Below are 21026 nucleotides of genomic sequence, written 5' to 3'. Positions count from 1 at the left end.
TCCTCCGGCCGGGCCGGCCGGGACCGTTCGGCGCGGGTACCCGCTATCCGGGCGAACATCCCGCCGGAGCGGCGACGCGACCGCCACCGGGCACGGCCGTGACCGGCGCGGAACTGCTCCGCCACCGCGCCGTCGACGTCCGACAGCAGCGGATGGTCGAACCCGTGGGGTCGCCCGCCCCGATCACGTCGGCCGGCCCGCGTACGGCGGCCTCGCGGGCCTTCTCTCGCGACGCGGCGGCGCTCCCGCCACGTCGAGCCCGGCGGCCCACTCGGCCGATGCGTCCCCTGGGCCGCAGGGTCGCCAGCAGTAGGACAGGGCCGGAAAGAGAGCCCGAAGCCGGCAAGCAGGAAGCTGCGCACCCGGGCATCAGCCGGTATGGTCCCGGCCTATGGGACAGGAGATGGCTGACCTGGCCGACGTCCGACAAGAGTCCGAACGATTCGTGTTGCGCAGCGCCCTCCTGGTCCCCGCCCCCGCGGAGTTGGCGTTCGAGGTGTTCACCGGTGCCTTGGCGCAGTGGTGGGTGGTGGAATACACCTGGTCCGGGCCGGAGCAGCTCGCCGACCTGGGCATGGAGCAGCGCGCCGGCGGCATGCTCTACGAGATCGGGCCGCACGGCTTCCGCTGCGACTGGGGCCGGGTGCTGACCTGGGATCCGCCGGAGCGGCTGGTCTTCACCTGGCAGATCGGCGCCGATCGGGCACCGGTGCCGGATCCCGCGAAGGCGAGCGAGGTGGAGGTGCTCTTCCACCCGGACGGGCCGGAGCGGACCCGGGTGCAGGTCGAGCACCGACACTTCGACCGGCACGGCGAGGCCGCCGAGGGCTACCGGCAGGCGCTGACCGCCGGCTGGCACGAGCTGCTCACCCGCTACGCCGCCAGGGTCGCCGCCCACGCCGGCTGACCGGCGGCGGGGTCAGCGGCCGAGGCCGGGAGGTGCGCCCGGTGCGGTGGCGACACCACGCCCGCCGAGGTCGGCGCGACGGCCCGCCTCGGCACCCGGGCCGAACCCGCCGCCGGCCAGCCGGCGGGGCGCGGCGGTACGCAGCCGCGGGTACACCTCGGCAACCCGGTGCCGGACCCGGTCCGACCGGTCGGCCAGGACCAGCGCCACCGAGGGCTCGCCGGCCTCGGCGACAGCCCCGGCCTCCGCCGCCCGCAGGCGCGCCCCGATCACGTGGGCGAACCCGGCCAGCCACGACCGCCGGAAGGCGGCGACGTGGGCGCCGACCGGCGTCTCGGCGCCGGCCAGCCCGTGCGCGGCCTGCACCAGTAGCGACGTGAAGAGCAGCTCGACCCGTTCCAGGTCGCTGGCGAAGCCGAACAGGTGCATGGCGAAGCCGGCGCCCTCCCGGCGACGCACGCAGCGGCAACGCAGCGGATCGGCGACCGCGGCGAGGAGGCCGGCCTTGTCCCGGGCGTACGGGGCGACGACCTCGACCACCCGGTCGCCCACCGGGTCCGTGGCGGGGTCCCGGGCGGCCAGCAGCGCCCGGTCCACGCCGTAGCGGGCGATCAGCTCGGTGGCCTTGGCGGTGAACGCGGCCGACTCGGCGGGGGTGCAGGCCGGATCCTCGGCCTGGGCCAGCAGCTTGCGCACCTTGCTGAGCATGGCGTCGGACATGCCCCTCAGCCTGTCACGCCGCCCCGGCCCCGCCGCACCGCGACCGACCGGCCGTCGGCGGTTTCCCGCGGCAGAAGAGACCCGGCACCGGTCAGGTTGCCCGGCTACGCAGCGTCGCCACGGTCGACCCGGCGAGCGTGAGCAGGCACTCCGGCAGCAGCCCGTCGGCCGCCGCCGCCCCGAACAGCGCCTCGCCGGTGTCGTCGTCGGCGTTGGCGTACGCGCTGACGAAGCGGGCCACCCAGCGGGTGTCGTAGCCCGCCTCGTCGATGCCCGGGAAGTCCAGCGCGCACGCGCCCGCCGGCACCGGATCGCCGACCATCGTCGCGGCAAGACACCAGGCCACGCCGTACGCGCCGGCCAGTCCCGACCGGTCGACGACCGCGTCGAACGCCCCCGCCACCGCGTCGCCGTCCCCGGCCAGCGCCGAGCGGAGCACGGCGGTCGCGTCGTCGAGCGTCTGCTGTGGTGAGTCCGTCACCCACAGCACGGTACGGGGGAGGGTCAAGCCATCCGCCGATGGTTACCGTGCGTAGTCATGGCGGGCGACCTGCGGATTGACGCACCTCCGTGGTCCCGCAGCACGCGCCAGCACGCTAATGTGCGCAGCGGACCTTCGCCGGAGGAAGGACGACCATGTTCAAGTCACGCGCCTCGCGGGCGGCCACCCTGGCTGCCTGCGCGACGTTCCTGCTCGCCACGAGCGCCTGCGGGACCGATGAGCCCGAGGAGGCGGTCACCCACCAGGTGCGCCTCTACGGCACCGACGGCAACATGCTGAACTCGTACCCTGCCGAGCTGAAGGATCGCGCCGGCCTGGTCGACGGCATGAAGGGCACCACGCCCATGACGCCCCTGCCCGAGGACTTCAAGAACCGGCTACGGTCCATCGACCCGAAACTGGGCGACTTCCTCTACTCGGCCGAGGCGTACGACGCGGTGGTGATCAGCGCGATCGCCGCCCAGCTCGCGGGCACGACGGACCCGGCCGCCATCGCGAAGCAGATCGTCGGGGTCACCAACGGCGGACAGCGCTGCGAGCGGGTGGCGGAGTGCCTGACCCTGGCCCGGGCGGGCCAGGACGTCGAGTACCGCAGCGTCTCGCTGACCCGGGCCGGTTTCACCGACGCCGGAGAGCCGTCCACCGCGAGCTACGGCACCCTGCACTTCGACGGCCAGCGGCTCAACGACGGCAAGACCGAGTTCGTCGGTGCCGGTGACGAGTCGGCCGCGAGCACCAAGGCCCCGCCGAAGGCGAAGAAGCAGCGTGGCGGCCGCACCGACCGCAGCGACGGCTCGCCGCTGGTCCTGGGCGGCCTGCTGCCGCAGACCGGTGACCTCGCCCTGGCGTACCCGCCGCTCAGCGCCGGCACCAAGCTGGCGATCAAGGAGATCAACGCGGCGGGCGGGGTGCTCGGCGAGCCGGTGGTCTGGATCGACGGCGACGACGGCACCAACCCGACGGTCGCCAAGGCCACCGTGGCCAGCCACGTCGGGCGCAACGTCCACGTCATCATCGGCGCCGGCGCCTCCGGCATCTCCCGGGCCGTGCTGCCCGACGTCGTGCAGGCCGGGAAGGTGCTGTTCGCCCCGTCGAACACCGACGCCAGCCTGACCGAGCTGGACGACAACGGCCTCTACTTCCGCACCGCCCCGCCGGACAGCCTCCAGGGCCGGGCGCTGGCCGACGTGATCCTCCGCGACGGGCCGCAGAAGATCGCCATCGTGGCCCGTAAGGACTCCTACGGCGAGGGCCTCCAGGGCACCGTCCGGGCCGAGCTGGAGCGGGCCGGCATCGACGGCGACCGGCTGAAGCTGCTGACCTACGACCCGCCGGAGGACGCCAAGGCGAACCCGGTGAACTTCGACGCGGGCGCGAAGGAGATCAAGAACTTCGGCGCGGAGGCCGTGCTGATCATCGGCTTCGCCGAGTCCGCACAGGTGATCCGGGCGCTGGCTGACGCCGGGGTGCAGATCCGGCACTGAGCCACGCCCCATCGGCACGAACGGCCGCACCGGTCACCGGTGCGGCCGTCGTCGTCAGTGCTCTCAGCGGGGACGTCGCCGCTCGAGGAACTCCGTCATCCGCCGGTGCTTCTCCTCGTCCTCGAAGAGCACCGCCTGGCTGACCAGGTCCAGGTGCGGGTGCGCGGCGGCCGGCGCGTCGACCGCCAGCTTGGTGAGCCGCAGCGCCAGCGCGGACCCCTTCGCCATCTCGTCGAGCAGCCCGTGTGCCGTGGGCAGCAGCTCGCCGGGCTCGGGCACCACCCGGTTGACCAGCCCGATCCGCAGCGCCTCCTCGGCGTCCACGCGGCGGCCCGTGAAGAGCAGTTCCTTGGCCCGGGCCTCCCCGACCAACGCCGGCAGCCGGTGGGTCGCGCCCGCGCCGGCCAGGATCCCCAACCGGACCTCCGGCTGGCCGAACACGGCCCGCGCCGTGCAGACCCGCAGATCGCAGGCGTACGCCAGCTCGGCGCCCCCGCCCAGCGCCGGCCCGTCCACGGCCGCCACGGTCGGCATCGGCAGCGCCCGGATCCGGGCGAAGGCCGCCGAGTTGATCGCCGCGAGGGCGTCCAGCCGGCCCCGCTCACGCAGCTGCCCGATGTCCGCCCCGCCCGCGAAGATCCCCTCCGTGCCGCCCGTGAGCAGCAGCAGGCGGGGCCGCGCCTCCAGCTCCGCGCAGACCTGGTGCAGCTCGGCGATCAGGTCGGCGTCGATGGCGTTGCGCTTCTCCGGCCGGTCGAGCGTCACCACCAGCCGGTCCGGGTGCTCCTCGATCCGCAGCCCGCTCACGAGCGCACCCCGCCTTCCCAGCGGTAGAAGCCCTGCCCGGACTTCTTGCCCAGCCGGCCGGCGGCCACCATCTCCTCGAGCAGCGGCGGCGGGGCGAACCGGTCGCCGTACGCGGCCTGGAGGGTGCGCGCGATGTCCAGCCGCACGTCCAGCCCGACGATGTCGGTCAGCTCCAGCGGGCCGACCGGGTGCCGGTAGCCGAGCACCATCGCCTTGTCGATGTCGGCGGCGCTGGCCACCCCGTCGGCCACCATCCGGATCGCCTCCAGCCCGAGGGTGACCCCGAGCCGGGAGGTGGCGAAGCCGGGCATGTCGCGTACGACGACGGGGTCCTTGCCCAGCCGGCCGGCGAGCGCGACCGCCTCGGCGGTGGTCTCCGCCGCGGTGGCCGGGCCGACGACGACCTCCAGCAGGGCCATCGCCCAGACCGGGTTGAAGAAGTGCAGCCCCAGGAAGCGTTCCGGCCGCGCCAGCCCCTCGGCCAGCGCGGCGATCGGGATGCTGGACGTGTTGCTGCCCAGCAGCGCCGGCCGCAGGGCCTCGGCCTCACGCAGCACCGCCCGCTTCAGGTCCGGCCGCTCCGGTACGGCCTCCACCACCACGGCCGGCTCCTCGGCGACCTCGGCGAGCCCCGCCCGCAGCGTCACCCGCTCCCGGTTCGTCGCGGCCCGGTCGGCGTCGAGCTTGCCGCGCGCCACCGCCCTGTCCCACAGCTCCCCGAGCCGCTCGACGGCCGCCGCGCCCCGGGCACGGTCCACTTCGACCAGCTCGACGGCGTGCCCCGCCCCGGCCGCCACGTACGCGATGCCGAGCCCCATCGTGCCGGCCCCGACCACGACAAAGCGGTCGCTCATGACGCCTCCCCGTCTCCCGTGGCGGGACGGGGTTGACCCGCGCCCCGCCAACCGCTCCACTCGCTCATGCGCCGACCCTATGCAGCGGCGACCTCCACGGCATGCGTGGGGGCGCGGCGGATCGGGTACCACGGCAGCCAACCGAGGGAAGGACGGCCAGATGAGCCAGGCACCGGAGACCGTGCACGCCGCCGAGACGGCGGAGACCGTGGAGACCCGCGGGGACGAGCGGGTCGACCTGCTGCGCGCCGACACCAACAACGACGGCCGCACCGACGTCTGGGTCGCCGACACCGACGGGGACGGCAAGCCCGACCTGTACCAGTTCGACACCGACCACGACGGCAAGGTGGACATCACGATGGTCGACCTCGACGAGGACGGCACCCCGGACGAGGTGGTCGACGGCGACGGCGGCCTCCCGCCCGAGCAGCTCTCCCCGACCGTCTAGGGCTGACAGCCCTTCCGGTACGAAGGGCGTCAGGAGGGGCACCTTCCTCCAGCGACAGCGCCAGGAGGGTGCCCCTCCGTGCGCCCTGTGCGGGCGTCAGCCGGCGAGGCGCAGGGTGGCCAGGTAGTACGGCGCGTCCCGATCGTCCACGTCGGTCAGTCGCCAGCCGCTGCCCCGGACGAGTTCGGCGAGTTCGTCCGGGGAGCAGACCAGGTAGTCGAACCACTCGGTGCCCAGTTCCCGGTAGCGCAGCCGCAGCCGGAGCTGCCCACCGAGGCGTCCCCGGCGCCGGTTGTGCTCGTGGTAGCCCGTGTGCACCGGGTCCCGGGTGCCGTACGGGTCGGTGCCCTGGGCGATGACCTGCGCTCCCGGCCGGGCCAGCGCGGCGAGCGCGGCCAGCAGGGCCGGCGCCCGTTCGCGCCCCTCCAGCAGGCCGACGTTGTTGCCGAGCAGCAGGAACGTGTCGTAGCGGCGGCCGTCCGCGACGTGCGCGTCGACCGTGCCGTGCACCAGTTCCCGTACGCCCCGGCGGCGGCAGACGGCCAACGCTCCGGCCGAGGTGTCCAGCCCGGTGACGGGCACGCCCCGCTCCTGGAGCAGCAGCGCGATCCGGCCCGCACCGACACCGACGTCCAGGGTCGCGCCCCGGACCCGGTCCACGGCCCGGTGGTCGTACGGCTGCCAGTCCGCCGGCGGGTCCAGGTAGTGCCCGGCGGGCGCGCCGTTGACGAGCCCGTCGTCCCGTTCGATGATCTCGATGACCGGCCGCGGCAGCCGCCCGCCGGCCAGCGGCCGGGGGCCGACCCCGGTGGCCACGGCGTACGCGTCGCGCACCAGCTCTCCGAACACGTCACCGATCTGTGGTTGGGCCGTCACGGGCTTCACGCTATCCGGCCGGTCAGTCAGCCGCACCGGTCGTATCCTGGCGGGGTGACCACCTTGGACCGCCTCGGCGCGGAGAAGTACATCCTGCTCACGACGTTTCGCAAGGACGGTCGGGCGGTGCCGACCCCGGTCTGGGCGGTGCGTGACGGCGACGCCCTGGCGGTGTGGTCGGCCGCGGACGCCGGCAAGGTGAAGCGGATCCGGCGCAGCGGGGACGTCACGGTGGCGCCGTGCGACGTCCGGGGCCGGCCGCACGGCGAGGCGGTCCCCGCCCACGCGACCCTCTGCGACGTGGCCGGAACCCGGCGGGTACGCGAGCTGATCAAGCAGAAGTACCGGATGCTCGGCCGGCTGAGCATGCTCGGCAGCCGCCTGCGGCGCGGCGAGAGCGGCACGATCGGCATCCGGGTCGTCCTCGCGGACAAGCCGCCGACCGGCGCCTGACCGCCCCGCCGCGCGTACGCGGGCGGGCCCGGACACGACGAAGGGCGGCGGATCTGGTCCGCCGCCCTTCGTGCAGGTCTGTTTACTCCCGTTCGGTCAGTCCCCCTGGCGCTGCTGGGGAATCTGTCCCTGCAACAGTGCCCTGACCTCCGACTCCCGGTACCGGCGGTGTCCGCCCAGCGTGCGGATGGCGCTGAGCTTGCCCGCCTTGGCCCACCGGGTCACCGTCTTCGGGTCGACACGGAACATCGACGCCACCTCGGCCGGTGTGAGTAGCGGCTCTGGTTCGTGCGTTCGCGATGCCATCGGTCACTCCTCCACATGTATAGACATCGGCCGGGGTCCCGCCGGCCGACGCGTCTCCCATGGTCCGGCTAGTCCCCGATGTCCGACATGGGCCGAACGGCCGAACGTCCCTAGACGGACGGATGAACCATGCCCGATTTATGCGACTTTTACACGGCAGAAAGTACCTTATTCGGACTCATGATCACGGTTCGTGATGCGTCAACTACGAACTAGCCTCGACTTTGCGCCGTCTTTTGGGCGATTTTGCGTCAGTTGCACCGTTCCAGCAACTGGACCGCCCGCCAGCGCGCGACCAGCCTGTCGTACGCCGCCGAAGCCTCCTCGGCCTCGCCCCTGGACAGCCCGGCCAGCCCGGTCGCCACCAGCTCGGGCGAGTCGTCGGCGGCCAGCGTCTCGTCCGACAGCAGCTCGACCAGGCCGCCGTAGTCCAGCTCCACCATCGACCGGGGGTGGAACTCCTCCAGCCAGCGGGCGGCCTCCTCGACCGCCTCCGTGATCGGCGCGTCGCCGATCGACTTGCGCAGCACCGACAGGGCGCGGGACGACCGGCGCCGCGCCTTGGAGATGTCCGTGCGGTAGGACAGCGCCCGGCGCCCGGGACGCGTCACGTGGTGCCGCTCCTGGGGGTCGAAGAGCACGAACCACCGCAGCGGCACGCCCCACGTGGCGATCTGCTCGTGCACCCGCGGCACGCCGTGCTCCAGCACCCGGGCCCCGCTGCGCCAGTCCTCCACCACGGCCTTCGCCTGACCGGCGAGCACCGGCGGGACGAAGGCGTCGGCGAGCACCGGGGGCACCCCGTCGCGCGCGCTCAGCGCCGCCTCGGCGACCCGGATGCGCAGGTTCCACGGGCAGACGAGCAGGCTCTCGTCGGTCTCCAGGACGTACGCCTCGTCCGGCAGGTCGGGCAGCCGGGTCCAGCCGGCCCCCAGCGCCTCCAGCACCGCCGTCCGTTGCCGGCCCGGCCCCTCCACCGGTGCCACCGCGCGCCCCTGCTCGACGTAGCGCCGCCAGTACGACTGGCGGTCCCGGTCGAAGGCGGTCAGCGGCTCGTACACGCGCAGGTATGAAGCGAAGAGGGACGGCACGGCGCGATCCTCCCACGAATCGGAACCCGACCGTCGTCGGCGGCGCGATCACGCGAGCCGGGGGCGGCCGGACGGCGTCGGCCGATACTAGGCTCAGCGGCACCGGCAGCATCCCGCCGGCGGTCCACCGGTCCGCGTCCCACAAGGACGCACCCCCCACACCAGGAGCGAGCCATGGGCGTATTCACCAGCACCGAAGACCCGGGATCCAGCGGTCACGAACAGGTCGTGTTCTGCCAGGACAAGCAGAGCGGCCTCAAGGCGATCATCGGCATCTACTCCACGGCGCTCGGCCCCGCGCTCGGTGGGACCCGGTTCTACCCGTACGCCAGTGAGTCCGACGCCCTCGCCGACGTGCTCGACCTCTCCCGGGGCATGGCCTACAAGAACGCTCTCGCGGGGCTCGACCTGGGCGGCGGCAAGGCGGTCATCTGGGGTGACCCCGAGCGGATCAAGAGCGAGGCGCTGCTGCGCGCGTACGGCCGCTTCGTGGAGTCCCTCGCCGGGCGCTACTACACCGCCTGCGACGTCGGCACCTACGTCGCCGACATGGACGTGATCGCGCGCGAGACCTCCTACGTCACCGGCCGCAGCGTCGAGCACGGCGGCGCCGGCGACTCCTCGATCCTCACCGCCTGGGGCGTGTTCCAGGGCATGCGGGCCACGGCCGAGCACCTCTGGGGCGCACCGACCCTCGCCGGCCGGCGGGTCGGCGTGGCCGGCCTGGGCAAGGTCGGCAAGTACCTGGTGGGCCACCTGATCGACGACGGCGCCGAGGTGGTGGCGACGGACGTCAGCCCGAAGGCCCTGGAGTGGGCGCGCACCACCTACCCGCAGGTCACGCTGGTCGACGACGCCGCCGCGCTGGTCGCCGCCGACATCGACGTGTACGCCCCGTGCGCGCTCGGCGGCGCGCTCAACGACGACACGGTGCCGGTGCTGCGCGCCAAGGTCGTCGCGGGCGCGGCCAACAACCAGCTCGCCCACCCCGGCATCGAGAAGCTTCTCGCCGACCGTGGCATCCTCTACGCCCCGGACTACGTCGTGAACGCCGGCGGCGTGATCCAGGTGGCGGACGAGATCGACGGCTTCAACTTCGAGCGGGCCAAGCTGCGGGCGACCCGGATCTACGACACCACGCGGGAGATCCTGCGGCTGGCGGACGCCGAGGGGGTGCCGCCGGCGGTGGCGGCGGACCGGTTGGCGGAGCGGCGGATGGCCGACGTCGGCCGGCTGCGCACGATCCACCTGCGCTGAGCGCCCCGGGGGCGGAGCGTCCGGTTCCGCCCCCGGCCCCACCGGGCGGCTCGTCCGGTTAGGCTGATTTCGCGCGGCTTTGCCCGGTGTCACGGGCGCTCCCGGCACCGGTCCTTACCGGGTACAATCGGTGACGTCCGGATGACCGCGACGCGCGGTGTCGGTCGACGGTAACCCGAGGTGCCGAACGGTGGCATCCCCATGTACCGTAAGAGCCACGAGAGATGCCTGACGTCATCGGGGCCCGCCTTCGGGCTGCCCCGCATTCTGTGCGAGGGGGTCGAGCCATGGGGCGCGGCCGTGCTAAGGCCAAGCAGACGAAGGTGGCGCGGGAGTTGAAGTACCACTCCCCGAACACCGACCTCACCGCCTTGCAGCGCGAACTGGCGGGTGCTGGTAAGTCTGAGCACAACTTCGACGACGACTACAAAGAGTATGTCGACGACGATGATGAGGATCACGCGGACGAAGACCCGGATCCCTGGGTACGTCCGCCCCGCTGACCTCCGGTAACAGCTGAGCACGCGGTGATCGCCCGCGTGCTCACGCATGTGCCCATCGAAGCGGCGCCACTACCGACGATCAGGGACCTGCCCTCTCCGGAGAACGCTCCGGTCGACAGGGCAGGTCCCTGATCACGGTCCGCCCTCAGCGGGGACGGTTGTTCCAGTTGTAGAACGTCGGGATGTTCTCGAAGTGGTTCCAGGCGCAGACGGCGCTCGCGCCGTCGCCAGCCGCCACCTCGGCCCGTAGTCGTCGCGCGGCCTCGGCCTCGCGTAGGAGTGCGGTGAGTCCCGGCGCGGCTTCCCGCACCCGGTCGGCGATCTCGTCCGGGGCGTCCGCCCTCCGGTCAGGCTGCCGGTGACTGGTGGTCTCGGGCATGCTCCAACACTCCCTCCAGTAAGTGGATCTTGCTGTTCCGGCAGTGCGCGGTCTGCGTACCGTCGAAACGCCCCAGCTCGAAGTAGCGGTTGGCCGCGTGGCCGCCACCGCAGAAGCCGAAGTAGGGACAGGAAGAGCGGCACGCCTCGACGCCGGCGAGGAACTCGCCGACCCAGGGCGTCCGGTCCGCGTGGGCGAGGATCTCGGCCAGCGGGGTGGCCAGCACGTTGCCGCTGCTGAAGTCGCCGTACCGGACGTCGGTGAAGCCGGCCAGCTCGGGCGAGAGCACCGTCACCGAGCCGTCGTGGCCGATGGTCGGGATCGGGTCCAGCCGCCGGGGCAGCACGTCGTCGGCGGTGCCGTCCAGCACCGCGGCGGCGTACCGCAGCGACCACTCGACCTCGCGCAGGTGGATCCGGGGCTCCCGGCGCCAGGCCGCCACCAGCTCCGCCCAGAAGGCGCTCACCAGCCGCGCGTCGTGGGAGTTGTCGCGGCGGTTGACCCCCTCGGTCTCCTCGATGTTGACGCCGAGCACGTCGCAGCCGAGGTCGAGGAAGTAGTCGTACAGCTCGGTGGCCAGGCCCGGCCCGGGTCGGCCCACCACCGCCAGCGCCGAGAACGGCAGACCGTGCCGGCGCAGCGCCGCCACCCCGCGCACGATCCGGTCGTACGCGGGCCCGCCGCCCCGGGTGACCCGGTCGCCGTTGCGCTCCCGCGGGCCGTCCACGCTCACGCTCACCCGCACCCCGTGCTCGACGAAGAACGCGCACCAGGCGTCGTCGATCAACGTGGCGTTGGTCTGGACGTGGTGCTCGACCTCGGGCCCGAAGGGCGCGATCAGCGCGGCGAGGTGCTCCCGGCCGGCCGCCAACGGCTCGCCGCCGTGCCACACCACCGAGAAGCGGCCAGCCGCCGCCCAGGGGTTCACCGACGCGGCGACCGCCTCGGCCACCAGCACCGGCATGCGCCGGTCGGCCGCGCGGAACGGCAGGTAGCAGTAGGCGCAGTCGAGGTTACACAGAGTGGTCGGCTGCATGACCACGTAGGAAGGGACGGCGGACAGGCCGCGCATCCCGCTGAGTGACCGTCCCCGAGCAGCCATTGCCCTCCTCAGCGCCTGAAGAGCGGTCGGGGAGCCCGGACGGGAGGCCCCGACCGCCTTGAGGGTGCCCTTCAGGCTAGGCGGCCACAGCCACTCGGGTGAAGCCCTGATCAGGTGTCCGTACGATCACCGCGAGTCGATCAGCCCCGGGTGTGCTGGCCGATCATCTGCACGTTGCCGGAGCCCTCGATGATCTCGCCGGCCTGCCACGCGTCGACGCCCCGGCCCGTCAGGGTGGCCAGCGCGCGGTCCGCGTCCTCGGCGGAGACGATCGCGAACATGCCGACGCCCATGTTGAAGGTCGCCTCCATCTCCGGGTCCTCGATCCGCCCCTTGGACTGGATCAGGTCGAAGATCGGCTGCGGTTTCCAGGTCGACCGGTTGACCACCGCGTCGACGTGCTCGGGGAGCACCCGGACCAGGTTGCCGGGAATGCCGCCGCCGGTGACGTGGGCGATGGCCCGCACCTCGGCCTCGGCGATCAGCTTGAGGCAGTCCTGCGCGTAGATCTTCGTCGGGGTGAGCAGCTCCTCGCCGAGGGTGCGCTGCCGGCCGAAGTCGTCGATCACCACGTCGAGCCGCATCCGGCCGGCGCCCAGCAGCACGTGCCGCACCAGCGAGTAGCCGTTGGAGTGCAGGCCGGAGGAGCGCATCGCGATGACCACGTCGCCCACCTCCACCCGCTCGGGGCTGAGGATGTCGCTCTCCTCCACCACGCCGACGCCGGTGGCGGAGATGTCGTACTCGTCCGGGCGCAGGACGCCCGGGTGCTCGGCGGTCTCGCCGCCCAGCAGGGCGCAGCCGGCGTACCGGCAGCCGTCGGCGATGCCGGCGCCGATCTCGGCGACCTTGTCCGGCACGACCTCGCCGGTGGCGATGTAGTCGAGCAGGAACAGCGGCTCGGCGCCGCAGGCCACCAGGTCGTCAACGACCATCGCGACCAGGTCGATGCCGACCGTGTCGTGGATGTCCATCTGCTGCGCGATCACCAGCTTGGTGCCCACGCCGTCCGTGGAGGAGGCCAGGATCGGGTTCTTGTACTTCTTCGTGTCCAGCCGGAACAGGCCGGCGAAGCCGCCCAGGTCACCCATCACCTCGGGGCGCCGGGTCTGCTTCACCTTCGACTTCAGCAGCTCGACGGCGCGGTCGCCCGCGTCGATCGAGACCCCGGCGTCCGCGTACGAGACCGAGCGTTTGCGCGCCGGGCGGCTGGTGCCGGCCGTCCAGGGCTGGCGGTCGCCGTTGGCGCCGGTCGGGCTGCTTCCTGCGCCGCTGCGCTCGGACACGTGCGTCACGGTTCTCCCCTTTGGTTCTGGCGCCGGGCCGGCGGTGACCGGGTCGCGCCGGGTGGTGCTACGGGCGGTGTGTGGTCACGCCGCCCGGAGTGGCGACGAGCGGGGCGTTGTGCTCAGGGGTGTCGGACACCTGCGCGGCGACCCGCCGGCCCACCCCTTCGAGGACGTGCTTGCCGATCAGGTTGCCGGCGGGGAGCTCGATCGGGTATTCCCCGTCGAAGCACGCGCGGCACAGCCGGGTCTTCGGCTGCTCGGTGGCGGCGATCAGGCCCGGCAGCGACACGTAGCCGAGCGTGTCCGCCCCGATGGAGCGCCGGATGCCGTCGTTGTCCAGGCCGTTGGCCAGCAGCTCGGCACGGGTGGCGAAGTCGATGCCGTAGAAGCACGGCCAGTTGACCGGCGGCGAGGAGATGCGTACGTGCACCTCCAGCGCGCCGGCCTCGCGCAGCATCCGCACGATCGCCCGCTGGGTGTTGCCGCGCACGATCGAGTCGTCGACCACGACCAGCCGCTTGCCCCGGACGTTCTCCCGCAGCGGGTTGAGCTTGAGCCGGATGCCGAGCTGACGCAGGGTCTGCGACGGCTGGATGAAGGTGCGCCCGACGTACGGGTTCTTCATCAGGCCGGCGCCGTAGGTGATGCCGGACTCCTCGGCGTAGCCGATCGCGGCCGGAGTGCCGGACTCCGGCACCGGGATGACCAGGTCGGCCTCGACCGGGTGCTCCTTGGCGAGCTGCCGGCCGATCTGCACCCGGGCGGAGTGCACGTTGCGCCCGGCGATGGTGGCGTCCGGGCGGGCGATGTAGACGTACTCGAAGAGGCATCCCTTGGGTTCGGGCGTGGCGAACCGGTTGGAGCGCAGCCCGTCCTCGTCGATCGCGATCAGCTCGCCGGGCTCGACCTCGCGGACCACGCTCGCGCCCACGATGTCCAGCGCGGCGGTCTCGCTGGCGACCACCCAGCCGCGTTCCAGCCGGCCCAGCACCAGCGGGCGTACGCCGTGCGGGTCGCGGGCCGCGTAGAGGGTCGACTCGTCCATGAACACGAAGCTGAACGCGCCGCGCAGCTGCGGCAGCACCTCCAGCGCCGCCGCCTCGACCGACAGGTCCGGGCGGCTGGCCAGCAGCATCGTCACCAGGGAGGTGTCGTTGGTCGAACCGTCGGCGACCAGGCCCCGCTCGGTGACCTCGCGCTGGAGCTCCGAGGTGTTGACCAGGTTGCCGTTGTGGGCCAGCGCGATCGTGGTGCCGGACGTCGTGGACCGGATGGTCGGCTGGGCGTTCTCCCACGTCGAGCCGCCGGTGGTGGAGTAGCGGGCGTGCCCGATCGCCACGTGCCCCCGCAGGCTGGCCAGGGTCGGCTCGTCGAAGACCTGGGCGACCAGGCCGAGGTCCTTGTAGACCACGACACCCGAACCGTCGCTGACGGCGATCCCGGCGGCCTCCTGACCCCGGTGCTGGAGGGCGTAGAGCCCGAAGTAGGTGAGGTTGGCGACCTCCTCCCCCGGCGCCCAGACGCCGAAGACGCCACACGCGTCCTGGGGACCGGGTCGTTGGGGATCAAGGTCGTGGCTCAGCCGGCCGTCGCCTCGGGGCACCTGCGCTCCCTCATGCTGGTCTGGACCGGCCTTGCGGAATCACGCGGGGAGCGGATCCGCCTTCCTCGACCGGGACCACTGTTCGTCGCCTGACAGTGTACGCGAATCCCTGTCGACACAGAAAGTCACGATGCCGCTCCCACGCGTCACCCCTCGCAGGTGTCGCCGCAGCTAGAGCGGCAGGTACGCGGAGAGATCCGCCCGGATTCCGCTCACTCGTACGCGACCCTCGGTGATCGCCTGGGCCCAGCCGAGCCGCCCGGTGGCCACCGCCAGCCACGTTCCGGGCTCCATCTCGACGACGTTCGCCGGCGTGCCACGGGTGTGTCGGGGACCGGAAACGCACTGAACTGCACCGTAAGGTGGGACACGCACCTCCACCGATCGGCCGGGGGCGCGCTCCGCGAGGGCGGTCAACAGGGTACGGACCGCCTCCCGGAGAACCGGCCGTTCGGGCGTACGCCCCTCGTCGAGCGCCGACAACGCCGCCGCGACTGCGGCGGACTTAATGTGCGGAGAGGACACGACGGGACGATACGGCTTCAGCACCTCGCGCCTGACGCTGGCCCTGGGTCGCGCCGATCCGGTCAGACAAGGCATAGTTGCCGACGGCGTATTCGTACTGTGATGATCCCCGGCCCGGCGACCCGCCGCCGAGGGAAGTCAGTCCGGAAGGCGGTGGACGTGTCAACACACCGACGTGCCTGGAAGCAGCGGGCCGGTGTGGTCGTGGCGCTGGTTGTCGGCGCTCTGCTCGCTGCCCCCGCCACACCAGCCCTCGCCGCCGACGTCAACGTCTCGCCCGGCTCGGTCACCCTCAACGCCGGCAGTGACGCGGTCGTGACCGCCCAGGTGACTCCCGGCGACGAGGACGAGAAGGTCCAGGTCAGCCTCGCCGGCCTCCCCAGCGGCGTGACCTGCGGCGGCTGCGGGGAGATCCCCGGCAACCGACCGCAGCTGCGGCTGCTGCGCCTGCGGGCCAGCGACAACGCCGGCGACGCGAACGTCACCGTGACGGTAGCGGCCGAGGGTGACAAGTCCGGCGCCGGACGGACCGCCACCTTCCAGCTCAAGGTCAACGGCCGGGCCCAGCCGTCCGAGCCCCCGCAGGTGCAGACCGTCAAGTCGGTTTCCGGCAAGGTGGTCGTCCAGGCCAACGGCAAGGCCGTGCCGAACGCGGTGGTCATGCTCCAGGACGGCGCCGGCAAGAAGATCGACACGATCAGCGACGACAACGGCAACTTCCGCTTCACCGGCACCAGCGAGAAGCCGATCGCGCCCGGCCGGCTCGCCGTCGGCGCCAGCGTCGGTGAGGTGTACGGCACCAAGAGCTTCGACGCCTCCGCCGGGCAGAGCATCACCGGCCAGCGCATCGCCCTGGCGATCAAGGTCGAGACGACGCCGAGCGCCACCCCCTCGGCCAGCGAGGAGCCCCTCCCCACCGACGAACCGGTCGAGGAGACCCCCGAGGAGAGCAGCGAGGCAAGCCCGGGCGCGGCTGCCAACGCCAGCAACGAGGACTCCGGGGGCATGGGCTCCTGGCTGATCATCCTGCTCGGCGGCCTGCTCGTCGCCGCCGGTGTCGGCACCATCGTGCTGCTGTGGCTGCGCCGCAAGGACAACGCCGACGAGACCGACGACGACGTGCCGGCGGGTGCCGCGGCAGGTGCGGTTCCGGCGGCTCGCGGGGCGTTCCGGGGCTCGGACGACCAGACCCGGGTGGTCAACCGGGTCGGTGCCACGCCGGATCCGACGATGGTCGGCGGCGCCGCACTCAGCGACGCCCCGACGATGATGCACCGCCCCGTGGTCGACGACGTGCCGCCGGACCCGTACGGCGCTCCCCCGCAGCCCTACGGCGCGGCGGGCGGCCAGCAGGGCTGGGGTGGCAGCGGCTACGGCGACGAGCCGGCCGGCTCGGGTGGCTACGGCGGTGCCGGCTACGGCAACGCACCCTCCTCGGGCAGCGGCTACGGCAGCGGTGGAGCCGGCGGCGGCTACGGCAACGCGCCCTCCTCCGGCAGCGGTTACGGCAACGCACCTTCCTCCGGCAGCGGCTACGGCAACGCCCCCGCCTCGGGCGGCGGCTACGGCGGCAACGACTTCGGCGCTCCGGCGGGCGGCGGCAACGACTACGGCGCCCCGGCGGGCGGCAGGGGCTACGGCGAGCGGTACGACGAGCCGACCGGCCGCTACACCGGCGACGCCACCCAGTACCCGGCCCCGGCCGACCCGTACGCGACCGGCGTCTACCAGCCGGAGCAGGGTCAGGGCTACGGCCAGTCCGAGCCCGGGGCGTACGGCCGGGGCGGCGAGTCGACCGGCGGCTACGACCGGGGTGGTTACGGCCAGCCGGGCGGCTACGGTGGCCAGGAGTCCGGGGCCCCGAGGGGCGGCTACGGTCAGCCGGGCGGCTACGACCAGCCCACCTCGTACGACAACCAGGGCGGCTACGGCCAGAGCGGCGGCTACGGTCAGGAGCCCCCGCAGCAGCGGGCCGGCTACGACGACCGCGGCGGCTACGACGATCGCGGCTACGGCGGCCAGGGTGGCTACGGCCAGCCGGGCGGCTACGACGACCCGCAGAGCGGTCGCGGTCGCCCGGACGGCCCGCCGCAGCAGGACCGGGGTGGCCGCCGGCTGGACTGGCTGGACGACTGATCCGCCCGGGGCACGCCCCGACGACAACACCACGGCGAGGGCCGTCCGCAACTCCGGGCGGCCCTCGCCGCTGCGTCCGGTGGTCCACCAACAGGCGCGAGGGCCGACGCAGGGCAGGGCCACCGGGCAACGAGGCCAGCGGCGGCGGGCCAGCAGGCGGCAGGGGCAGCGGCGGTGGGCCCACGCAGGGCAGCGCCAGCAGGTGGCCGACGCTCGGCAGGCCGGTGACGGGCGCCGTCCGCGGCGGGAAGGCCGTCAGGCGGCGGAGAAGACGCCCTGGCGCAGCACCGGGACCACGTCCGAGGCGCCGACGCGTACGGCGACCTCGACGTCCCCGGCGAAACCGCCCTCGACCAGCTCGCGGCCCGACACGCAGCCGCGGACGGCGGCGGCCACGTCGGGGGTGCTGGCGAGCGCGGCGAGCGCCATGGCCGCCTCCACGGAGAGACCACCGGGCGCACCCGACAGGGCGTCCAGCACGCAGGCCGCCCCGAGCTGGTCCTCCACGGAGGGCCGCAGCGAGCCGTCCGGCCAGCGCTCACCCGAGGCGATCACGCCGACCGGCGCGTCCGTCGAGCCGTACCCCTGACGGGTGAGCCAACGGCCGACGGCGCGTGCGTTACGCAGGCAGGCCGCGACCACCGGCAGCCCGGTGGCGCTCGCCGCCGCGCTGATCGCCGAGCCGTTCGGCGAGGGCAGTACGAGGTCGGCGACGACCGGCGCGTCGGTCAGCGCGGCCGGCGAGAGCGACCACGGATGCTCCGGGGTCATCTGCCGACGGCCCACCGCCGCGACCGCGCCGACCCGCCGCGCGTAGTCGGCCGCCTGCTCGCCCCACGGGAACGGGTGCACCCGCATACCGCGCCCGACCGCGACGTCCACGGCGGTGGTGAACGACAACACGTCCACCACCACCAGCACGGCGCACACCCGGCCGAGTTCGGCCGCCCCTGTCAGCCCCCAGTCGAACCGGGCGCCGGAATTGGGTTGGACGTGGACGGTAGCGGCCACGCCTCAGCGCTGACCGGGCTCGGCGGCACCGGAGTCGGGTGCCGCCGGACCGTCGGCCTCGGCCGCCGGCTGCTCCGGGTCGGGCGCGTCGGTCTCCGCCTCGACCGGTTCCACCGGCTCGACGGCACCGGTCGGCGGGACCGGCGCGGCCGACGCGATCGGCTCGGTCGCGACGGCCGACGGGTCCACCGGCGCGGCCTCGGCCTGCTCGGCGACGGGCAGCGGCACGGCCTCGACCGCACCCGCCACACCGGCGGCCGGCGCGGGCACATCGACGACCCCCGCGCCCCCGAAGAGGCGCGGCAGCGTCCCGCCGTGCGCGGCGCGCAACTCGTCCAGGCCGATCCGGAACTGGCCGTGCACCTCCAGCGCGCCGCCGGCCGGATCGGTGACCCCGATCAGCTCGAACGGCACCCCGCGCTCGGCGCAGAGGGCGGTGAACGCCTTCTCGTGCCCGCGCGTCACCGACACCAGGACCCGGCCCGCGGACTCGCTGAACAGGTAGACGAACGGCATCGAGCCGCCGTCGAACCGCTCGGGCACGGCGACCCGGGCGCCGACGCCGCGCCGCAGGCAGGACTCCACCAGGCTCTGCGCGAGGCCGCCGTCGGAGAGGTCGTGCGCGGAGCTCAGGTGCCCGACCCGCGCGGCCTCGGCCAGCACGTCGGCCAGGAGCCGCTCGCGGGCCAGGTCGACCTGCGGGGGTACGCCGCCGAGGTGCTCGTGGGTGACCCAGGCCCATTCCGAGCCGGAGAGCTCCACGTGCGTCTCGCCGAGCAGGAAGATCTGGTCGTGCTCACCGCCCGGGCGGGCCTGGAAGCCCATCGGCACGCGGTCGGCGACGTCGTCGAGCACGCCGAGCACACCGACCACCGGGGTCGGGTGGATCGGCGCCGCGCCCGTCTGGTTGTAGAAGCTCACGTTGCCGCCGGTGACCGGGATGCCCAGCTCGGCGCAGCCGTCGGCCAGGCCACGGACGGCCTCGGCGAACTGCCACATCACGCCCGGGTCCTCCGGCGAGCCGAAGTTGAGGCAGTTGGTGACGGCGATCGGCTTGGCGCCGGTGACGGCGACGTTCCGGTACGCCTCCGCCAGCGCGAGCTTCGTGCCGTGGTACGGGTCGAGGCGCGCGTAGCGGCCGTTGCCGTCCACCGACAGCGCCACGCCGAGCCCGCTCCGCTCGTCGATCCGGATCACGCCCGAGTCCTCCGGCTGGGCGAGCACGGTGTTGCCCAGCACGTAGCGGTCGTACTGCTCGGTGACCCAGGTCTTGTCGGCCAGGTTGGGCGACGCGATCATGCGCAGCACGGTCTCGCGCAGCGCCTCCGGGTCGGCCGGCCGGGGCAGCGTCTCCGCGCGGTCGGCCTGGAGCAGGATCAGGTCGGCCGGCTCGCGCATCGGGCGGGCGTAGACCGGGCCGTCGTCGACCAGCGAGCCCGGCGGCACGTCCACCACGAGTTGGTCGCGCCAGGTGATCAGCAGCCGGCCCGGCTGGCCGTCCGGCGCCGGCGGGGTGACCTCGCCGATGGCGGTGGCCCAGACGCCCCACTTCTCGGCGGTCTTGAGCACGGCCTCGAGCTTCTCCGGCTCGACGACCAGCAGCATCCGCTCCTGGGACTCGCTGGCCAGGATCTCGTGCGGCTCCATCGAGGCCTCGCGCAGCGGCACGCGCTCCAGCCAGACCCGCATGCCGGTGCCGGCCGCCGCGGCGGTCTCGGTCAGCGCGCAGGTCAGGCCGGCGCCGCCGAGGTCCTGGATGCCGACGACCAGCCGGGCGTCGTAGAGCTCCAGGCAGGCCTCGATGAGCAGCTTCTCCATGAACGGGTCGCCGACCTGCACCGACGGCCGACGCTGCTCGCTGCCCTCGTCGAAGGTGGCGCTGGCCAGCACCGACACGCCGCCGATGCCGTCGCGGCCCGTCCGGGCGCCCATCAGCACGACGACGTTGCCGGGGCCGGCGGCGGCCTTGTTCTGGAGCCGGTCGACCGGGAGCACGCCGAGGCAGAGCGCGTTGACCAGGGGGTTGCCCTGGTAGCAGGGGTCGAAGACGACCTCGCCGCCGATGTTCGGCAGGCCCAGGCAGTTGCCGTAGCCGCCGATGCCGGCGACCACGCCGGGCAGCACCCGGGCGGTGTCGGGGTGGTCGGCCGCGCCGAAGCGCAGCGGGTCCATCACCGCGACCGGGCGGGCGCCCATGGCCAGGATGTCCCGGACGATGCCGCCGACGCCGGTCGCCGCGCCCTGGTAGGGCTCGACGAAGCTCGGGTGGTTGTGCGACTCGACCTTGAAGGTCACCGCCAGCTCGTCGGAGATCTGCACCACGCCGGCGTTCTCGCCGATGCCGGCGAGCAGCCGGTCGCTCGGTGGGGCCTTCTCGCCGAACTGCCGCAGGTGCACCTTGCTCGACTTGTAGGAGCAGTGCTCGCTCCACATGATCGAGTACATGGCCAGCTCGGCCTGGGTGGGCCGCCGGTCGAGGATCTGCCGGATCCGCTCGTACTCGTCGTCGCGGAGCCCCAGCTCGGCGTACGGCTGGAGTTCACCGGGGGTGCCCCCGGCGCGCGACACGGTGTCCAGGCCGTCGGCCCAGTCGGCGGGCGCCGGCCCGGGGCCCCCGGCCGGCGGCACGACGGCGGCCGGACGCGGCTCCACCGGGTGCGCCGGGGCGGCCGGGAACTCCTCCGCGTTCTCCCGTACCTCGTCCGGATGGCTGGTCATGACGTCTCCTCGCTGCGCTCGCGTCCGTTCGACGGGCGGGTGAGCCGACCGA

At 73.4% G+C, this 21026-nt stretch carries 21 protein-coding genes; 7 read left to right on the top strand and 14 right to left on the bottom strand.

Annotated features, from left to right (window positions below):
• Nucleotides 1-391 precede the first annotated feature (391 nt).
• Complete coding sequence (locus ACGFIR_RS02155) at nt 392-907, top strand: SRPBCC family protein (RefSeq protein WP_393004817.1); 516 nt, start codon at nt 392-394, stop codon at nt 905-907.
• A 12-nt stretch (nt 908-919) separates the two neighbouring features.
• On the opposite strand, the gene ACGFIR_RS02150 is transcribed toward ACGFIR_RS02155, so the two are convergent.
• A complete protein-coding gene (locus tag ACGFIR_RS02150) occupies nt 920-1627 on the bottom strand; it encodes a DUF2786 domain-containing protein (RefSeq protein ID WP_393004818.1) in 708 nt (235 codons plus the stop codon).
• 91 nt (nt 1628-1718) lie between these two features.
• Nucleotides 1719-2108 carry a hypothetical protein gene (locus ACGFIR_RS02145; protein ID WP_393004820.1) on the bottom strand — a complete coding sequence of 130 codons (390 nt, stop codon included), beginning with the start codon at nt 2106-2108 and terminating at the stop codon, nt 1719-1721.
• Nucleotides 2109-2263: 155 nt separating this feature from the next.
• Between ACGFIR_RS02145 and ACGFIR_RS02140 the strand changes: the two genes are divergently transcribed.
• Nucleotides 2264-3613 (top strand): ABC transporter substrate-binding protein, encoded by a 1350-nt coding sequence (locus ACGFIR_RS02140; protein ID WP_393004822.1) that lies wholly within the window; start codon nt 2264-2266, stop codon nt 3611-3613.
• 63 nt (nt 3614-3676) lie between these two features.
• Here the strand turns inward: ACGFIR_RS02140 and ACGFIR_RS02135 are convergent, their stop codons facing one another.
• A complete protein-coding gene (locus ACGFIR_RS02135; RefSeq protein ID WP_393142742.1) occupies nt 3677-4420 on the bottom strand; it encodes an enoyl-CoA hydratase/isomerase family protein in 744 nt (247 codons plus the stop codon).
• Nucleotides 4417-5274 (bottom strand): 3-hydroxyacyl-CoA dehydrogenase family protein, encoded by an 858-nt coding sequence (locus ACGFIR_RS02130; RefSeq protein ID WP_393142740.1) that lies wholly within the window; start codon nt 5272-5274, stop codon nt 4417-4419. Before ACGFIR_RS02130 ends, ACGFIR_RS02135 begins: the two co-directional genes overlap by 4 nt.
• 160 nt (nt 5275-5434) lie before the next feature.
• Here ACGFIR_RS02130 and ACGFIR_RS02125 point away from each other — a divergent pair, with 160 nt between their 5' ends.
• Nucleotides 5435-5725 (top strand): hypothetical protein, encoded by a 291-nt coding sequence (locus ACGFIR_RS02125; protein WP_393004828.1) that lies wholly within the window; start codon nt 5435-5437, stop codon nt 5723-5725.
• Nucleotides 5726-5821: 96 nt separating this feature from the next.
• Here ACGFIR_RS02125 and ACGFIR_RS02120 read toward each other — a convergent pair whose 3' ends face one another.
• Complete coding sequence (locus ACGFIR_RS02120; protein ID WP_393142738.1) at nt 5822-6601, bottom strand: class I SAM-dependent methyltransferase; 780 nt, start codon at nt 6599-6601, stop codon at nt 5822-5824.
• A 54-nt stretch (nt 6602-6655) separates the two neighbouring features.
• Here ACGFIR_RS02120 and ACGFIR_RS02115 point away from each other — a divergent pair, with 54 nt between their 5' ends.
• The gene (locus ACGFIR_RS02115) at nt 6656-7054 is read left to right on the top strand and encodes a PPOX class F420-dependent oxidoreductase (RefSeq protein WP_393142736.1); all 399 of its coding nucleotides are present in this window, start codon (nt 6656-6658) and stop codon (nt 7052-7054) included.
• 96 nt (nt 7055-7150) lie between these two features.
• Here the strand turns inward: ACGFIR_RS02115 and ACGFIR_RS02110 are convergent, their stop codons facing one another.
• On the bottom strand, nt 7151-7360 hold the full coding sequence (locus ACGFIR_RS02110; RefSeq protein ID WP_007073996.1) for a BldC family transcriptional regulator: 210 nt from the start codon (nt 7358-7360) through the stop codon (nt 7151-7153).
• Nucleotides 7361-7611: 251 nt separating this feature from the next.
• Entirely contained in the window at nt 7612-8451 is an 840-nt protein-coding gene (locus ACGFIR_RS02105) for a hypothetical protein (protein ID WP_393142734.1), read from the bottom strand.
• A 174-nt stretch (nt 8452-8625) separates the two neighbouring features.
• Between ACGFIR_RS02105 and ACGFIR_RS02100 the strand changes: the two genes are divergently transcribed.
• Both ACGFIR_RS02100 and ACGFIR_RS02095 read left to right on the top strand, forming a co-directional pair.
• Nucleotides 8626-9708: a Glu/Leu/Phe/Val dehydrogenase gene (locus ACGFIR_RS02100; RefSeq protein ID WP_393142733.1), complete on the top strand. Its 1083-nt coding sequence runs from the start codon at nt 8626-8628 to the stop codon at nt 9706-9708.
• Nucleotides 9709-9995: 287 nt separating this feature from the next.
• Entirely contained in the window at nt 9996-10211 is a 216-nt protein-coding gene (locus ACGFIR_RS02095; RefSeq protein ID WP_089002617.1) for a DUF3073 domain-containing protein, read from the top strand.
• Between the two features lie 145 nt (nt 10212-10356).
• On the opposite strand, the gene amcA is transcribed toward ACGFIR_RS02095, so the two are convergent.
• The 5 genes from amcA to ACGFIR_RS02070 all read right to left on the bottom strand — a co-directional run bounded on the left by amcA (nt 10357) and on the right by ACGFIR_RS02070 (nt 15109).
• Nucleotides 10357-10590, bottom strand: coding sequence for a multiple cyclophane-containing RiPP AmcA (amcA, locus tag ACGFIR_RS02090; protein WP_393004838.1), 234 nt, complete (start codon nt 10588-10590; stop codon nt 10357-10359).
• Nucleotides 10559-11662 (bottom strand): cyclophane-forming radical SAM peptide maturase AmcB, encoded by a 1104-nt coding sequence (gene amcB / locus ACGFIR_RS02085; protein ID WP_393143710.1) that lies wholly within the window; start codon nt 11660-11662, stop codon nt 10559-10561. Before amcB ends, amcA begins: the two co-directional genes overlap by 32 nt.
• 170 nt (nt 11663-11832) lie before the next feature.
• The gene (gene purM, locus ACGFIR_RS02080) at nt 11833-12987 is read right to left on the bottom strand and encodes a phosphoribosylformylglycinamidine cyclo-ligase (RefSeq protein ID WP_393004840.1); all 1155 of its coding nucleotides are present in this window, start codon (nt 12985-12987) and stop codon (nt 11833-11835) included.
• A 58-nt stretch (nt 12988-13045) separates the two neighbouring features.
• Nucleotides 13046-14584, bottom strand: a complete 1539-nt coding sequence (gene purF, locus ACGFIR_RS02075) for an amidophosphoribosyltransferase (RefSeq protein WP_393142732.1) — start codon at nt 14582-14584, stop codon at nt 13046-13048.
• 171 nt (nt 14585-14755) lie between these two features.
• A complete protein-coding gene (locus ACGFIR_RS02070) occupies nt 14756-15109 on the bottom strand; it encodes a sterol carrier family protein (RefSeq protein WP_393004844.1) in 354 nt (117 codons plus the stop codon).
• Between the two features lie 159 nt (nt 15110-15268).
• On the opposite strand from ACGFIR_RS02070, the gene ACGFIR_RS02065 reads away from it, so the two are divergent.
• Nucleotides 15269-17245, top strand: a complete 1977-nt coding sequence (locus tag ACGFIR_RS02065) for a hypothetical protein (RefSeq protein WP_393142730.1) — start codon at nt 15269-15271, stop codon at nt 17243-17245.
• A 255-nt stretch (nt 17246-17500) separates the two neighbouring features.
• Here ACGFIR_RS02065 and ACGFIR_RS02060 read toward each other — a convergent pair whose 3' ends face one another.
• A complete protein-coding gene (locus ACGFIR_RS02060; protein WP_393142728.1) occupies nt 17501-18256 on the bottom strand; it encodes a 2-phosphosulfolactate phosphatase in 756 nt (251 codons plus the stop codon).
• Between the two features lie 3 nt (nt 18257-18259).
• Nucleotides 18260-20974 carry a phosphoribosylformylglycinamidine synthase subunit PurL gene (purL, locus tag ACGFIR_RS02055; RefSeq protein WP_393142726.1) on the bottom strand — a complete coding sequence of 905 codons (2715 nt, stop codon included), beginning with the start codon at nt 20972-20974 and terminating at the stop codon, nt 18260-18262.
• Between the last annotated feature and the right edge of the window lie 52 nt (nt 20975-21026).

Source organism: Micromonospora sp. NPDC049051 (genome assembly GCF_043197575.1).
Classification (GTDB): Bacteria; Actinomycetota; Actinomycetes; order Mycobacteriales; family Micromonosporaceae; genus Micromonospora.
The sequence above is the reverse complement of the archived record's forward strand: the minus strand, read 5'-3'. Positions and strand labels throughout refer to the sequence as shown.